We start from the raw sequence: 15,689 nt of genomic DNA, 5'->3' as shown, positions 1-15,689 counted from the left end.
AATGGGGTATTTTCATAATTTTTTCCACTCATCCAAAAACTGCTGGAGATTGACAGTTTCCCGTCTTTGTCAAACTCTTAGTTCCCCACAAAAGATTGAATTAACGATAGCGCCGAAAACAGGGACAAAGAAAATATGCAAGCCACCGCGAGCCTTCCCATGTATGTCCGTGCAGAAACGGTGGACGCCCATAATGCCTTCTGGGCAATCTTTCACGGTATTTTCACCGATATGGGGGGGGAATGCCCATCTTCCCTGATCATGCCCGATGACATTTTGCTTCACTGGCGGTCTCCGGACCTGTTCTTAAGTCAGACCTGTGGCATGCCCTACCGGGTGATGCTGCATGACCATGTAACCCTGGTCGGTACGCCGGATTACGGGCTAAGCGGCTGTCCGTCCGGGCATTATCAAAGTGTCCTTGTTGTCCGTTCAGATGATGACAGGAAGACATTGCCCGACTTCAAAGATGCCCGTTTCGCCTTTAACGAACCGATTTCGCAATCAGGCTATTCAGCAGCCTGGTTCCATACCGAAGCGGAAGGATTTCACTTCACCAACCTGATCCAGTCCGGTGCCCATGTAAAATCCGCACGCATGGTTGCCGCAGGCAATGCAGATATAGCCTCACTTGATGCGGTTACCTGGCAGTTCATTCAGGAATATGATGCCTTTTCCGATCAGTTACGCGTGCTTGATCGGACCATCCCCACGCCCGGACTGCCGCTCATCACAGCAAAGGGCAATGATCCGGAACCCATATTCCAGGCTTTCAAGACCGCACTGACACATGCACCAGCTGATATTTTGACGAAAACCGGGATCAGGGATCTCGTTCCAATCCCCAAGAATAGCTATCTGGAAATTCCCACACCGCCCGTGCCAAACAATATGGGATGAAGTCGTTTGCAGCCCGATTTGGTGCCCCCTATCCCCGGAACCAGATAAGCGCTAGAATAAAAAGGCAATAACACTCTTTTAACCTATTTAGTTTATTCGAAAAGAGGCTGAATATTGCGCTTTTTTGCACGGGGGGACTGTACTGGAAATGACACCGTCCGATGGCGACCGGAAAAATATCGGTGCATCGGGGGCATCGGGAGATCCGATTTTGGATAAATTCTTTACATCCCTGCCCATCGCGATCGCCCTCCTGGATCCGCGCAGCAACAAGGTTGTCTGGACCACCAGTCATTGTGCCGATCTGTTTGAATGCGCCCAGGATGATGTGAAGGAATTTCTCAGCAGTGAGCTTGTCCGATCACAGGCACAACTGGATGATATTACCGGCAAGCTGGATGCGCAGGGAACCATCCAATCCCAGGAAATGGTTTATTCTACAGCCGCCGGGAACCATATCGTCGCGGTGGTTGATTTCGGTTATGTCGATCATGAAAACGGCAAGATGATTGCCGCCAGCATCCAAGACATTACCGAACGCAAGCAAGCCGAAGCGGACATGTGCCATGACGCCGAAGCCGACAAGCTGATGAGCATCATTTCCGGACAGTTATTGGGCATTGATGTTGCCGGTGCCATATCCGGCGCGCTGCGCAATATCGGTATCTATTTCAATGTGGACCGGGTCTCGGTCATTCCGCTTCTCGGTTCCGAAGAAAGCTGGATGAAGGCCCATTGGAGCCGATTTGGCAATGAATCCGAAACCGGTGGCGGCTTTGGCAAGAATCCCCTGGCGTCGGTGCGCTGGATCGAGCATCAGCTCAATGAGGGAAAATCGGTCATCCTTAATTGCATTGCCGACATGCCGGAACAAGCCAAGCTGGATCGCGATATCCTGGAAAATCTGGGGGTTCAGTCCCTGCTGGCGACCCCGGTCCAGTCCCAGGGCAATCTGATTGGTTTCGTCTGCATGGAGGCAGTCCAAATCGCTCGCGAATGGTCGATCCGTGAAATTGAACTGCTGACACAGTTCAGTAATGTGATCGGCAGTGCGCTTGCCCGTCAACAGGCGGAATCACGCATGCGCACCGCCATCAATCGGGCGGAAGATGCCTTACGGGACCTGGAAGGCGCACAAAACCAATTGATCCAGGTGGAAAAAATGGCCGCCCTTGGAGATCTTGTCGCCGGTATCGCCCATGAAACCAACACGCCGCTGGGCAGTGCGGTCACCACGACCAGCGCGATCAAATCCAGGACCAAACAGCTCTACAAGGCATTTGACGAAGGCAAGATCAAACGATCCGATATGAATGCCTATTTCGACTATACCAATGAAGGTTTTCAGATCCTGGAGACCAACTTGACAAGAGCAGCGGAACTGATCCAAAGCTTCAAGAGGGTCGCGGTCGATGTCAGCCATGCCACGATCCAGGATATCAATATCGCCGAATATCTGACCGACATCATGCGTTCAATCCGGCCCCGGACGAAGAAATTCAAGTCGATATTGCTTGAACTGGATTGTCCCGATGATTTGGAGATTAAGACCGAACCCGGTGCAATTTCACAGATCCTGACCAACCTGATCATGAATGCCTATCTGCACGGCTATGACAATGACTTGTCCGCGCAAGGCTGCATTCGGATCAAAGTGGAACAGGTCGCCGAGAATGTGCAGCTTACTTTCTCCGATGACGGCAAAGGCATGTCCGACGAAGTCCGGGAGAAGCTGTTTGACCCTTATTTCACGACCAAGCGCGGCCAGGGCGGCAGCGGGCTCGGCATGCCGATCATCAAGGATCTGATCACCGAGACATTGTCCGGCGATATCACCGTCTCTTCCCAACCCAACATGGGCAGCACCTTCACCATCACCTTTCCTGCCAACCTGCAGCGCTCACCCTGCATGCCCGCCAATCAACGCGCCAATGGCACAGAATAAACCCCGGGGAAGACCCGGGGTTTTTTATCTGTATCGGATAGTACCGGATCAGCGTCCCATCTGATCCGGCAGGTAGGTAACGATCTCCGGGACGAACACAATCAATCCCAGCGCCACCATCATCAATAGGAAGAACGGCAAGGCCGATTTGGCAATCTGCAAGATATTGCGCCCGGTCAGCCCCTGCAGGACAAACAGGTTGAATCCGACCGGCGGAGTGATCTGGGACATTTCCACCACGATCACAATGAAGATGCCGAACCAAAGTGTATCAATCCCGACCCGTTCCACCATGGGCAGGATCACGGATGTGGTCAGCACCACGACGGAAATGCCATCCAGGAAACAGCCGAGGATTACAAAGAAAACCGTCAGCACGGCAAGCAACGCAAAGGGTGAGAGCCCCATACCACCGATCCATTCCGCCAACAGGCTGGGAATCTGGGTGAAGGCCATCGCAACAGTCAGGAAAGCAGCCCCCGCCAGGATCAGCGCAATCATACAGCTGGTCCGGGTCGCCCCGATCAGACCGTCACGGAAACTTTCCCAGGTCAGGTCTCCGCCGATCCAACTGAGGAACAGGGCAATGGCAACACCCACCGCCGCTGCATCTGTCGGTGAGGCTATGCCTGAATAGATTGAGCCTATCACGCCGCCAATCAGGATCACGACAGGTGCCAGGCTGCGCGTTGCCTTGATCTTTTCCATCAAGGGCATGCGTTCGTTATCATCCGGCACCTTGTCCTTATTCAACAGGGACCAGACAATCACATAGCCCATGAAGAGACCCACCAGCATCGCGCCCGGCAGGATGCCCGCGACAAAGAGCCTGGCGATCGATTGATCTGTTGCAACCCCATAAACGATCAGAATGATCGAAGGCGGGATCAGCAGCCCCAGTGTTCCGGAGCCCGCCAGGGTGCCGATCACCGAATTCATGTCATAACCACGTTTCTGAAGCTCCGGGATTCCCATTTTACCAACCGTGGCCGCCGTGGCCGCCGAAGACCCGGAGACAGCGGCAAAGATCCCGCAGCCGATGATATTCACATGCAGTAAACGGCCGGGCAGCCAGCCCAGCCAGGGGGACAGGCCCTTGAACATGTCGGACGAAAGACGGGACCGGAACAGGATTTCCCCCATCCAGATAAACAAAGGCAGCGCCGCCAGCGCCCAGCTGTTGCTGGCCCCCCAGACGGTGGAGGCCAGAACCTGACCAACCGGCGCACTGGTGAAGACTGTGATGCCGATGAAACCAACGCCCAGCAGGGCAAGTGCCACCCAGATGCCTGAAGCCAGGAAAACCAGCAGCGCAATCAGCAGGAAGCCCGAAATCAATAATGGATCCATAATCCTTACTCCCCGCTCTCAGACAGTTCCGGATCGCCATGCGCGCGCTCTTCCCCGCCAAGAACGGCGGCGAATGCATCCAGCAAAGCCATCAGGAAAACCAGTAATCCCAGCGCCAGCGCACTTTGCGGGATCCATAACGGCACCGGTATCAGGCCCGGCGACATATCCATATATTCCAAAGATTCCAGAACCAGCTGCAGCATGTGCCAGCCAAAAAAGCCGACCATCAGGATCGCCAGGCCGACACACCATAATTCGACGATCCGGCGCTTAGTGCCGGCAAAATTCTGAATAACCAGGCTGACCCGGATATGAACGCCCGCCCGGAAGGTCCCGGCCAGGGCCAGGAAGGAAGAGGCCGCCAGGAAAAAGCCGGCGAATTCCGCATAGGAAGGAATGGCATATTCCCCATTCACCCCGGTCATCCAGCCGACCAGCGAATTGGCGATATTGCAGCCAACCTGCGCCAGAACCATCACACCGATGGCCAGCAGGAACGCCGCTGCGAGATATTCACTCGCTTTATAAATCATGTCCAGAATGCTTCGCATCATCCTCTCCCGAAACCGCCCCCTGACAGGCTTTTTACAAATACTCAAGACTGTGGCGGGTGCCGGTTTTCCGGTCTCCCCGCCACAGATTGACAGTCACATGCTTATTTATTGAAGGCGTCGATGACGGCCTGGCCATCCGCACCAGCAGCTTTCAGCCACTCTTCCGTCATGGCTTCGCCAATTTTCTTGAAACCGGCAGACAGTTCGGCGCTCGGCCCGGCAACCTTGATGCCATTGTCACCCAAGGTCTTGGTTTTGGCTTCGGTCTCTGCCATGGATTTTTCCCAGCCGCGCTTTTCAGCCCGTGCAGCGGCTTCCATCACAGCCTGCTTCACATCGTCATCCAAGCGGCGGAACGCCTTTTTGTTCACAACAACGATGTTTTTCGGCAACCAGGCCTGGGTGTCATAATAATTGGTCAGGAAGTCCCAGGATTTGGAAGAAACACCAGTAGAGGGGGACGTGATCATGGCTTCCACACGACCGGTGGCGAATGCCTGCGGCAGATCCGGGCTTTCCACCTGGGTCGGCACCATGCCGGCCAGATTGGCAAAGCTTTCGGTACCCGCATTGTAAGCGCGGAAGGACATGCCTTTCAGGTCGTCCATGGTATTCACATCCTTGACCGTGTAGAGGCCCTGCGGCGGCCACGGCACGGCAAAGAGAACCTGCAGGCCTTGCTGGTCCAGCAGCTCTTCCACCTTCGGGCGCGATGCGGCCCACAATTTACCGGCAGCTTCATAGTTACTGGCCAGGAACGGCAGGGTATCAACACCAAAGACCGCATTTTCGTTGCTCAGCCTAGAGAGCAGGAATTCCCCGACCGGCACCTGACCGCCACGAACGGCGTTCTTGATTTCCGGATGTTTAAACAGGGAACCGGCACTATGGACATTGATGGTCAGCTTGCCACCGGAACTTTTGGCCACATCCTCGGCAAATTCCCGGATATTCTGGGTGTGGAAAACCGCATCCGCATAAGGAACCGGCATGTTCCATTCATCCGCCTGTGCGGCACCAAGGGACAGCATACCTGCCGTCGCTGCAATAATCGCTTTAATTTTCATCTTCAAAATTCTCCCAGTTCGATAAAACACTTAAAACCCCGCCCTGGATACAAATGTATCTCTTCATTGAGCCCCATTCTTTACCGCGGGATCCAATTCCACCGGCATAGATGCTATGCCATAAAACCTTCACCGCACAGCCCAAATCATCAGGACTGAAAAGCATATTGACAATTTATCGATATTTTGTCAACGTTTTATCAATCCGAACCGCGAGGCCGATTGCGAAGGCCTCACTCATGCGGCAGGATGACAGGGAAAACAGCAGTGGGAAAAGGATAAGAACCATGGCGTCGCACCAACATGAAGACCAGACCGGCTGGCAATTCTGGATCGACCGAGGCGGCACATTCACCGATATCGTCGCCCGGAAACCCGATGGCACGCTGGTCACCCACAAGCTGCTTTCCGAAAATCCGGAAGCTTACAAGGATGCCGCTGTCTATGGCATCCGCACCTTGCTTGGCCTGAAAGACGGCGCCCCTTTCCCGGCGGAACAGGTTGATGCGGTCAAGATGGGCACGACGGTCGCCACCAACGCTCTGCTGGAACGCAAGGGCGAGCGCACATTGCTGGTGATCACCGAAGGCTTCCGTGACGCCCTGCGCATTGCCTATCAGGCGCGGCCCAAGCTGTTCGACCGCAATATCGTGCTGCCCGAACTGCTCTACGAGCGGGTCGAGGAAGTCACCGAACGCATGGATGCCAAAGGCGGGATTGTGACGCCTCTGGATTTGGAAAATCTGCGTCCGCGCCTAAAAAGCGCCCTGGCAGACGGCATCAAATCCATCGCCATCGTCTGCATGCATGGTTATCGCTATACCGATCACGAAGAGAAAATCGCGGATCTGGCCCGCCAATTGGGTTTCACCCAGGTTTCCACCTCGCATGAGACCAGCCCGCTGATGAAGCTGGTCAGCCGCGGCGACACCACGGTTGTTGATGCCTATCTCTCCCCGATCCTGCGCCGCTATGTCAATCAAGTGGCGGGTGAATTGGGGGATGTGCGTCTGCAGTTCATGCAATCCAACGGCGGCCTGACCGATGCCTCCCTATTCCAGGGCAAGGATGCGATCCTGTCCGGCCCGGCCGGCGGCATTGTTGGCTCTGTGCGTACCTCCGAACAGGCCGGATTTAACCAGATCATTACCTTTGACATGGGTGGCACCTCCACAGATGTGGCCCATTATGACGGCGAATATGAGCGCGCATTCGAGACCCAGGTGGCGGGTGTGCGTATGCGTGCCCCCATGATGCAGATCCATACGGTTGCCGCAGGCGGTGGTTCCATGTGCATCTTTGACGGCGCGCGCTATCGGGTCGGCCCGGAAAGTGCCGGTGCCAATCCGGGGCCTGCCGCCTATCGCCGCGGCGGACCGCTGACGGTGACTGACTGCAACGTGATGCTGGGTAAATTGCAGCCATCCTTCTTCCCGCCAGTTTTCGGCCCGAACCAGGATCAGCCGCTGGACGCAGACGTTGTCAGACAGAAATTTGAGGCGTTGGCCCAGGAAATAGAGAAAGCCACAGGCGATAAACGCTCGGCTGTTGAAGTGGCCGATGGTTTTCTTAAGATCGCGGTCGAAAACATGGCCAATGCGGTTAAAAAAATCTCGGTCCAGCGTGGCTATGACGTAACCGAATACACCCTGACCTGCTTCGGCGGAGCAGGCGGCCAGCATGCCTGCCTGGTGGCCGATGCCCTGGGCATGACCAAGGTGATGCTGCATCCCTTTGCCGGTGTTTTGTCCGCCTATGGCATGGGCCTGGCCGATGTCCGCGCCATGCGGGAAAAAGCCATGGAGCTGCCGCTCGAACCAAACCGCCTGCCCGCGCTGGAAGCCGTTCTCAATGAACTGGGTGGCCAGGCCGAGAAAGAAGTGCTGGACCAGGAGATCGCCCAGGACAAGATCGAAGTTTTGCGCAAGGTGCATCTGCGTTACGAAGGATCCGACAACGCGCTGGAAGTCTCTTTTGGCAGCATCGAAGACATGGTCGCTGAGTTTGAAGCCGCCTATCGCGCGCGCTTCGGCTTTAACATGGAGGGCAAGGCCCTGGTTGCGGAGGCCGTGGCTGCGGAAGCTATCGGCCATACATTCGCCCTGGAAGACGGCAAGGCCGACAATGACGGCGCCCTGCCCGCTCCGTTGGCGGAAATTGAGAGCTTCATGGCCGGCAATCATCACAACACGCCGGTCTATGACCGCGATGCCATGAAACCCGGCAATATCGTCAATGGCCCTGCCATCATTCGGGAAAAGACCGGCACCAACGTGATCGAGCCCGGATGGCAGGCGAAAATGACCGATATCGGCAACCTGGTGCTAACCCGGGTTGAACCGTTGGCCCGTGTCGAAGCCATCGGCACCACCTGCGATCCGGTCATGCTGGAAGTGTTCAACAATCTCTTCATGTCGATCGCCGAACAAATGGGCTACACCCTCCAGAACACCAGCTATTCGGTCAATATCAAGGAACGGCTGGATTTCTCCTGCGCGGTCTTTGACGCCGAGGGCCAGTTGATCGCCAACGCGCCCCATATGCCGGTGCATCTGGGGTCCATGGGGGAAAGCATCCGCGCCGTGATCCGCGGCAACCAAGGCACGATTAAGCCGGGTGATGTTTATGTCCTAAATGCGCCCTATAACGGCGGCACACACTTGCCGGATATTACGGTCGTGACCCCGGTCTTTGACGATGCGGGCCAGGAAATCCTGTTCTATGTGGGCAGCCGCGGCCATCATGCGGATATCGGCGGCACCACGCCGGGATCCATGCCCTCCAATTCCACATCTGTGATTGAGGAAGGCGTTCTGATCGACAATTTCAAACTGATTGATCAGGGCACATTCCGGGAAACCGCCTTTGTGGAGTTGTTGAAGTCCGGACAATATCCGGCCCGGAACACCCATCAGAATCTGGCCGATATCCATGCCCAGGTGGCCGCCAATGAAAAAGGGGTGCGCGAGCTTCGCAAGATGGTCGATCATTTCGGCCTGGCCACCGTGCAGGCCTATATGGGCCATGTGCAGGACAATGCGGAAGAATCTGTGCGCCGCGTGATTGATGTTTTGTCTGACGGTGTGTTTGAATATCCCATGGATGACGGCAGCCTGATCAAGGTGACCGTAACCATCGACAAACCCAGCCGGTCGGCAAAGATCGACTTCACCGGCACCAGCGCACAGCGCCCGACCAACTTCAATGCGCCAAGCGCCGTTTGCCGGGCCGCGGTCCTCTATGTATTCCGCACCCTGGTCGATGACGACATTCCGATGAATGAGGGCTGCCTGAAACCGCTGGAACTGGTCATCCCGGAAGGCTCCATGCTGAACCCGGAATATCCGGCTGCCGTGGTCGCGGGCAATGTTGAAACGTCCCAATGTATCACCGACGCGGTTTATGGGGCTTTGGGTGTTATGTCCGCCAGCCAGGGTACTATGAATAACGTGACCTTCGGCAATCAGACCCATCAATATTACGAAACCGTCTGTGGCGGTTCCGGTGCCGGCGAAGGGTTTAACGGAACCGACGCGGTCCATACCCATATGACCAACTCCCGCCTGACCGATCCGGAGATCCTGGAATGGCGTTTCCCGGTGCGGCTCGACAAGTTCGAGATCCGCAAAGGCTCTGGCGGCAAAGGTAAATATCACGGCGGAGACGGCACCAACCGTCACCTGCGTTTCCTGGAGGAAATGGATGTTGTGATTCTGTCCAACCACAGGAAAATCCCGCCTTACGGTATGAAAGGCGGGGAACCTGGCGAGTTGGGGCGCAACTGGGTCGAGCGCGCCGACGGCACGATCGACGAAATGACGGGCACCGACAAACGCCATGTCCAGCCGGGCGACGTTTTTGTCCTGCAAACTCCCAGTGCGGGCGGGTTTGGTACCGCTTAAGCTTTGGTTGTTGGTATCCAACCAGCCTGCCAGCATGCGCCTCGCCTTCCCCGGCGGGGCGTTTGCCGTTTGGGGCCATCATCGCTATATCTCTGGTCAGACCCAAAGCCGAGGACCCGATTTCATGACCGACCGCCCATCAAAAGAACGCATTGTTTCTTCCGCTCATTTGGTTTCCGAGGATGCCGCGGAACTGAGCGAGTATGAATTTGGCCTGATCATTGCCAGCAATGCCTTCAACCGCTGGATCACAAGGTGCATGACCGCCAGCGGCGGCGGCGACTTGAGCCCGCTCGAAGTCCTGGTGCTGCACACGGTCAATCACCGTTCGCGGGAAAAACGGCTGGCCGATATCTGTTTCACCCTCAATGTGGAAGATACCCATACGGTCAATTATGCGCTCAAGAAACTCTTGAAAAACGGCTTAGTCGAGCGGGAGAAGAAGGGCAAGGAACAGTTTTATCGCGCTACCATTGCCGGGTCGGACGCCTGCGCCAATTACCGCAAGGTCCGCGAGGCCTGCCTGGTCGATGCCTTTGGTGCACTGGGCGGCCTCAACCTGGAGGATGTCGGCGAGATGGCCAAAACATTGCGCGCCCTTTCCGGCCTGTATGATCAGGCCGCACGATCCGCAACCAGCTTGTAACCCCGGCCAGCCCGCTCCCTTGAAAAAGCGGGGCAGGATCTATATCAGGCCTGACAGGTATTTTGTTTCCCATTGACCCGGACCAGAACCATGGCAATCGATCTTGAAGAACTTGTAGAGGATTTCAGCTTCTTTGATGATTGGGAGGCCCGCTACAGCTACATCATTGACTTGGGCAAGAAGCTGCCCCCCATGCCGGCAGAAGAAATGATCGAGGAGAACAAGGTCCGCGGTTGTATGAGCCAGGTCTGGATGACCAGCCGGGTCGAAGGCGATCCCGCCATCATGCGGTTCAATGCCGATTCAGATGCCTTTATCGTAAAAGGCCTAATCGCGGTTTTGATGCAGATTTATGATGGCCAAAGCCCAGCTGACATTGCCGAAACCGATGCTATGGAGGCTCTTTCCCGCATTGGTCTGGAATCACATATCAGCCCCAACCGGCGCAATGGCCTGGTTGCAATGGTGGAGCGCATCCGCGCCGATGCCGCCGCCCAGCTAGGCTGATTGACATCTACCCATTTCGCCATAGCATTCCCGCAGGACTTCATAGCATTTTAAACAAAATTTGTTGAAAGCCCATTCTGCTACCGTTAAGCATAGTTCTTAAGGGAAAAAATTGTTGCCACAGGCAGCGGGCCAAAAAGAGCCACAATAACAATAAATGGTACCGGGGTGGTCAATGATCGGAGCGATTTAATCCGGCCAAAGTTAAAAGAAGCCAATAGAATCAAACCGTTCAATTTCGATTAACCATTTTGGTATAATCTTGTGCTCACGCGACGTAATAATCGCCACCCGTCTGCCGTACCCCCAGAGGTCCGGGGCAGGGCAACAGCAGCAGAGGGAATATCAAGGTGTCGGTAACGGACGATCAGTCTCCCGAAGAAAACCAGGCCGCAGGCGCCAATCCAAACCATAAATCACAAACGTCATCCTGGACCCTGAGGCGGGTTCTGCTTCTTTTGTCCATTCTGTTTTCCGCCGGGATTCTGGCCAACCAGGTCTGGACCGCGGGTGCGTTCCGCGAACTGGCCCTGACCCAGTTGGAGGCGACGTCGGAAGAAACACTTTCCGTTCTGGTCAAGGACCGGATCGAACGCCAGTATCTGGCCAAGATCGAGCCTCATGCCAACACGGAGTGGAGCCGCCATCCAAGCTTTACCAAGGCCATGCAAAGTGGCGATCCTAAGCTGATGGAGGTGCAGACCGACGCGGTTTACAATGACGCCATTTTCACCAGTGGTGATTTTGCCTTTGTGAATGTCAATTTTCTCTCCAAGGATTTGGAGATGTTGGCCCAGGCTCCCAAGGGCAATGGCGAATCCGTCTTCTCCATCCCCGGCGTCCGGGAACAGTTGCAATCGCGCGATAAAAAGGCCCAACGGCAAATTGCCGGCTATTACTGGCGCACCGAAGATGGCCGCCCGGTCCATTCGCTGGTCGCCCCCGTCGGCGGCTTCCGTGTGGCCGGCTTCATGGAGGTTGTCACCGATCCCCTTCAGATGCTCAATGGGCTGGCCGATACCATGGGCGGTGACTTCCAGCTTCTGAACATCAATAACGAGCAGGTTTTCACCGAGGATTACCATTCCGAAGAGACGGCTGCCGCTGATGAAACCGGGGGCGCAGCCGAAGAGGCCGCCGCGGAAGCTACGGAGGATGCGGGCAGCGTTTCCGACGCAGATGATGCTTCTCAATCGGAAGAAATGGAAGCTGAAGCTACCGCAGATGGCGCTAGCGAAGACTTCACTGATACCCGCATCACCCTGCCCGATTCCTTTGGTGACACCTGGGCCTACGCCGTCCTGACCCGCAATATCAGCGGCCTGAATACTGCTGTCAGCGAAACAAGGAACCTGGCCCTGGCCGTTGTGGTCGGCGGTGTGGTCGTTGCCTGGGTGCTGGGTTGGTTCCTGCTCAATTCCATCACATTCCGGCCCCTACGCCGTTTCGCCAGCGCCATGAACCAGATCGGTGACGGCCAGACCGATGTGGACATTCCTAAAACCGGCAATGATGAGATGGCTGTGATGGCAACCGCGCTGGCCAAGCTGCGGCAAAGTTCGGTTGAGCTGAAGGAAATCCAGGATAAGGAAGAAGAACGCCAGCGTGCCCAGCGCAAGGAGATTCAGGACAAACTTCAGGAAATGTCGGACAAACTGAATGAGGAGCTGCGCTCCACCGTCAGCGGCATCCAGGATAATATGAAACGGCTGGAATCCATTGCCGATGATATGGCATCATCAGCACAAGGGGCCCAGGAACGCTCCACTTTGGTAGCAAACCAGGCCGAGCAGGCCACCCAGAATGCCGAGGCCGTGGTGGGCGAAACCGAACAGGTCACCCATTCCTTCACTGAGGTGCTGGACCTTGCCGGCCGGTCGAGCGGCATTTCCCAACAGGCCAGCGAACAGGCGGAAACCGCTAGTGATTCGGTCTCTTCCCTGGCCGAGGATGCGCGGAAAATTTCCGATGTGATCAGCCTGATCACTGAGATTGCCGACCAGACCAACATGCTCGCGCTCAACGCCACCATCGAGGCGGCCCGGGCCGGAGAATCCGGGCGCGGTTTTGCCGTCGTCGCCCAGGAGGTTAAAAACCTGGCCAACCGGACAACCCAGGCAACCGAGGAAATCACGAGCCAGATTAGTCAGGTCCAGAGCCGGACCAAGGCTACGGTGGATGCGATCACCACCATCTCCGACACCATCGTCCAGATGAGTGAGATCACCGATACGATCGCACGCACCGTAGAAGCCAGGACCGAAGGCACAAGGCAGATCACCGACAATGTCCGCGAAGCCGCCAACGCCACCCGCGGCGTGACCGAGGAAATTGGCGAAGTGACCAACAGCGCCGCCCAGGTGGGCGAGCTGTCGCAGCAGGTCCGCACCGGCGCGGCCGAGGTTTCCGACGGCATCGAAAATCTGAGGGACCGCCTGTCACGTATCCTGAACTGAAACCGGTCAGTTGGAGAGGATTTGAAAGCCCCGGTTTTGGCCGGGGCTTTTTTTGCCGTGCGATAACAAATGCTGATCCAGGCGCAAGGTTGGTGTTATTTTAACAATTGCGATACTCTGGCAGCAATCAAAACAAGAATTGAACGGGACAGACCATGGCCAGCCAGACCGCCCAGATCCGGGATTTAACCGATGTTACTGCCGCTTTGACGGATGCCTTCGGCGACCGGCTTTCCACGGCAGAAAGCATTCGCGATCACCATGGCCATGGTGAAGGCTGGTTCGCCAGCAACCCGCCAGACATGGTTCTGTTTGCCCGATCCACCGAAGAGGTTGCCCAGGCAATGCGCATCTGTGCCGCCCATGCCCTACCCGTTATTCCCTATGGCACCGGGACCTCGCTGGAAGGCCATATCAATGCGGTAAAGGGTGGCCTGAGCATTGATCTTTCCCAGATGGATGCCATCCTGGAAGTCAATGGCGAGGATCTCGATTGCCGGGTGCAGGCCGGGGTCACCCGCGAACAGCTGAATGATTATCTGCGCGATACCGGCTTGTTCTTTCCGATTGATCCCGGTGCCAATGCCTCTCTTGGTGGCATGACCGCGACCCGGGCCAGCGGCACCAATGCCGTGCGCTATGGCACCATGCGGGAGAATGTATTGGGCCTGACCGTGGTCACGGCCGAGGGCAGGATAATCCGAACCGGCGGACGGGCGCGGAAATCCGCAGCCGGCTATGACCTGACCCGCTTATTTGTCGGCTCCGAAGGAACGCTTGGCATCGTGACCGAAATCCAGCTGCGCCTCTATGGCATCCCAGAGAGCATCACCAGTGCGGTCTGCCAATATCCCGACCTGGAATCCGCGGTGAATACGGTGATCCTGGCGATCCAGTCGGGCATTCCCGTGGCCCGGATCGAACTGTTGGACGCGGTGCAGATGAAAGCCTGTATCCAATATTCCAACCTGGAAGGATATGAGGAAAAACCAACCCTGTTTTTTGAGTTCCATGGCACCACCGCCGGGGCAGAGGAACAGGCGGAACAAGTGCGCGCCATTTCCGATGAATTCGGCGGCAGCGCCTTTGCCTGGACCGCGCAGGTGGAAGACCGGAACCGGCTATGGAAGGCGCGACACAACGCCTATTTTGCCGCCAAGGCGTTGGACCCGACAAAATCGGCGCTCACCACCGATGTCTGCGTGCCAATCTCCCGCCTGGCGGAATGCATCTTGGAAACCAAGCAGGATGCCGATGCAGAAGGCCTGACCGCCCCCATCGTCGGTCATGTGGGTGACGGCAATTTCCATATGCTGCTGCTGTTTGATGCCGATGACCGGGCCGCACAGGCCCGGGTTCATGACCTGGTCGGCCGACTGAATGACCGGGCGATTACTATGGGCGGCACCTGCACCGGTGAGCATGGCATCGGCATGGGCAAAATCAAATATCTGGAGCGTGAGCATGGCGAAGCGGTCGAGTTGATGCGCACGCTCAAAACCGCCTTTGACCCGCAAGGGATCTTAAATCCCGGGAAAATTATATCCTGATGTTATCCCGGCGCTAGTGCCGGGATGACAGAAACTCGCGGATACGACGTCTTATTTCTCGTACACCACATAAATCTTGCGAGCGGTCTCGACCGTTTCCCAGATGCCCTGGAAACCGGCCGGGATGACAAAGCTGTCGCCTTTTTCAAACCGGCGGGAGTTGCCGGACGCATCATGCAGGATCACGACCCCTTCCAGGATCTGGCAAAATTCCTCTTCCGTGTAATTCACCTTGTGCTGACCGGGCCGCCCGGACCAAATGCCGGCCGAAAACTGATTGCTGTCATCGGTATAGAAATTTTGCACCATCTGTTCCGGATTGCCGGCCAGAATCTTTTCCGCATCCGGGGAATAGCGGATTTCCTCGGCTGCGGCTTCTTTGAAATCAATGATTTTGTCGGCACCAACGGACATATAACCCTCTCACGGTATAACAGCGGAAAAACAAACGGCTGAATTGTGATCACAATTCAGCCGTTAAATCAACATCCACGATCTGCGGAACAAGATTTTGCCGCTCGGATCCGATTTAGCGTCGCCAGAAAGGCTTGCTCATTTCACCGAAGATATCTTCATCGCTGAGGCCCAAATCTTCGCGCAGACGCGGTTCCAACTCTTTCATCTGACGGCGCTCTTCCGCCCGGTAATACCAGCAGACGATAGCGTTCCACAAAACCGCGAAAGGGTTCTGGATCTTAATGATTGTCGGGTTGATTTCGATCGTGCCATGACAGGGTTTTGCTATTTCACTCATTGGAAACCTCCTTCCAAATCCTTCATCCATCTTAGGTGCCATCTATTGGCTTTCC

Annotated in this window: 12 protein-coding genes; 7 read left to right on the top strand and 5 right to left on the bottom strand. The window is 56.0% G+C overall.

Features of this window, described 5'->3' with window-relative positions; translation table 11 throughout:
- The first annotated feature begins 135 nt into the window (after positions 1–135).
- The gene (locus DFP90_RS13205; RefSeq protein WP_115936971.1) at positions 136–900 is read left to right on the top strand and encodes a phosphate/phosphite/phosphonate ABC transporter substrate-binding protein; all 765 of its coding nucleotides are present in this window, start codon (positions 136–138) and stop codon (positions 898–900) included.
- A 148-nt stretch (positions 901–1,048) separates the two neighbouring features.
- Positions 1,049–2,845, top strand: coding sequence for a GAF domain-containing sensor histidine kinase (locus tag DFP90_RS13200; protein ID WP_115936970.1), 1,797 nt, complete (start codon positions 1,049–1,051; stop codon positions 2,843–2,845).
- Between the two features lie 48 nt (positions 2,846–2,893).
- Here DFP90_RS13200 and DFP90_RS13195 read toward each other — a convergent pair whose 3' ends face one another.
- The 3 genes from DFP90_RS13195 to DFP90_RS13185 all read right to left on the bottom strand — a co-directional run bounded on the left by DFP90_RS13195 (position 2,894) and on the right by DFP90_RS13185 (position 5,819).
- The gene (locus tag DFP90_RS13195; protein WP_115936969.1) at positions 2,894–4,195 is read right to left on the bottom strand and encodes a TRAP transporter large permease; all 1,302 of its coding nucleotides are present in this window, start codon (positions 4,193–4,195) and stop codon (positions 2,894–2,896) included.
- A gap of 5 nt (positions 4,196–4,200) precedes the next feature.
- Positions 4,201–4,752 (bottom strand): TRAP transporter small permease, encoded by a 552-nt coding sequence (locus DFP90_RS13190; protein ID WP_115936968.1) that lies wholly within the window; start codon positions 4,750–4,752, stop codon positions 4,201–4,203.
- Between the two features lie 101 nt (positions 4,753–4,853).
- On the bottom strand, positions 4,854–5,819 hold the full coding sequence (locus DFP90_RS13185; RefSeq protein WP_115936967.1) for a TRAP transporter substrate-binding protein: 966 nt from the start codon (positions 5,817–5,819) through the stop codon (positions 4,854–4,856).
- 287 nt (positions 5,820–6,106) lie between these two features.
- Between DFP90_RS13185 and DFP90_RS13180 the strand changes: the two genes are divergently transcribed.
- The 5 genes from DFP90_RS13180 to DFP90_RS13160 all read left to right on the top strand — a co-directional run bounded on the left by DFP90_RS13180 (position 6,107) and on the right by DFP90_RS13160 (position 14,880).
- Positions 6,107–9,721, top strand: coding sequence for a hydantoinase B/oxoprolinase family protein (locus DFP90_RS13180; protein WP_115936966.1), 3,615 nt, complete (start codon positions 6,107–6,109; stop codon positions 9,719–9,721).
- Positions 9,678–10,367, top strand: coding sequence for a winged helix DNA-binding protein (locus tag DFP90_RS13175; protein WP_245957068.1), 690 nt, complete (start codon positions 9,678–9,680; stop codon positions 10,365–10,367). The genes DFP90_RS13180 and DFP90_RS13175 overlap by 44 nt, the downstream gene beginning before the upstream one ends.
- Before the next feature lie 90 nt (positions 10,368–10,457).
- Positions 10,458–10,874, top strand: coding sequence for a SufE family protein (locus DFP90_RS13170; protein ID WP_115936965.1), 417 nt, complete (start codon positions 10,458–10,460; stop codon positions 10,872–10,874).
- Between the two features lie 350 nt (positions 10,875–11,224).
- A complete protein-coding gene (locus DFP90_RS13165) occupies positions 11,225–13,330 on the top strand; it encodes a methyl-accepting chemotaxis protein (protein ID WP_115936964.1) in 2,106 nt (701 codons plus the stop codon).
- A 155-nt stretch (positions 13,331–13,485) separates the two neighbouring features.
- The gene (locus DFP90_RS13160) at positions 13,486–14,880 is read left to right on the top strand and encodes an FAD-binding oxidoreductase (protein ID WP_115936963.1); all 1,395 of its coding nucleotides are present in this window, start codon (positions 13,486–13,488) and stop codon (positions 14,878–14,880) included.
- A 51-nt stretch (positions 14,881–14,931) separates the two neighbouring features.
- On the opposite strand, the gene DFP90_RS13155 is transcribed toward DFP90_RS13160, so the two are convergent.
- Both DFP90_RS13155 and DFP90_RS13150 read right to left on the bottom strand, forming a co-directional pair.
- Positions 14,932–15,294: a cupin domain-containing protein gene (locus DFP90_RS13155; RefSeq protein WP_115936962.1), complete on the bottom strand. Its 363-nt coding sequence runs from the start codon at positions 15,292–15,294 to the stop codon at positions 14,932–14,934.
- A 115-nt stretch (positions 15,295–15,409) separates the two neighbouring features.
- Complete coding sequence (locus tag DFP90_RS13150) at positions 15,410–15,634, bottom strand: DUF1127 domain-containing protein (RefSeq protein WP_115936961.1); 225 nt, start codon at positions 15,632–15,634, stop codon at positions 15,410–15,412.
- Between the last annotated feature and the right edge of the window lie 55 nt (positions 15,635–15,689).

The organism is Aestuariispira insulae, assembly GCF_003385955.1.
Classification (GTDB): domain Bacteria; phylum Pseudomonadota; class Alphaproteobacteria; order UBA8366; family Aestuariispiraceae; genus Aestuariispira; species Aestuariispira insulae.
Note: the sequence above shows the minus strand (reverse complement) of the source record. Positions and strands in the feature narration are given on the sequence as shown.

What these genes read in the sequence shown, in the direction of transcription:
- DFP90_RS13185 (WP_115936967.1), bottom strand. Translation starts at nt 5,819, where the DNA reads ATGAAAATTAAAGCGATTATTGCAGCGACGGCAGGTATGCTGTCCCTT.
- DFP90_RS13200 (WP_115936970.1), top strand. Translation starts at nt 1,049, where the DNA reads ATGACACCGTCCGATGGCGACCGGAAAAATATCGGTGCATCGGGGGCA.
- DFP90_RS13205 (WP_115936971.1), top strand. Translation starts at nt 136, where the DNA reads ATGCAAGCCACCGCGAGCCTTCCCATGTATGTCCGTGCAGAAACGGTG.
- DFP90_RS13150 (WP_115936961.1), bottom strand. Translation starts at nt 15,634, where the DNA reads ATGAGTGAAATAGCAAAACCCTGTCATGGCACGATCGAAATCAACCCG.
- DFP90_RS13195 (WP_115936969.1), bottom strand. Translation starts at nt 4,195, where the DNA reads ATGGATCCATTATTGATTTCGGGCTTCCTGCTGATTGCGCTGCTGGTT.
- DFP90_RS13190 (WP_115936968.1), bottom strand. Translation starts at nt 4,752, where the DNA reads ATGATGCGAAGCATTCTGGACATGATTTATAAAGCGAGTGAATATCTC.
- DFP90_RS13180 (WP_115936966.1), top strand. Translation starts at nt 6,107, where the DNA reads ATGGCGTCGCACCAACATGAAGACCAGACCGGCTGGCAATTCTGGATC.
- DFP90_RS13170 (WP_115936965.1), top strand. Translation starts at nt 10,458, where the DNA reads ATGGCAATCGATCTTGAAGAACTTGTAGAGGATTTCAGCTTCTTTGAT.
- DFP90_RS13155 (WP_115936962.1), bottom strand. Translation starts at nt 15,294, where the DNA reads ATGTCCGTTGGTGCCGACAAAATCATTGATTTCAAAGAAGCCGCAGCC.
- DFP90_RS13160 (WP_115936963.1), top strand. Translation starts at nt 13,486, where the DNA reads ATGGCCAGCCAGACCGCCCAGATCCGGGATTTAACCGATGTTACTGCC.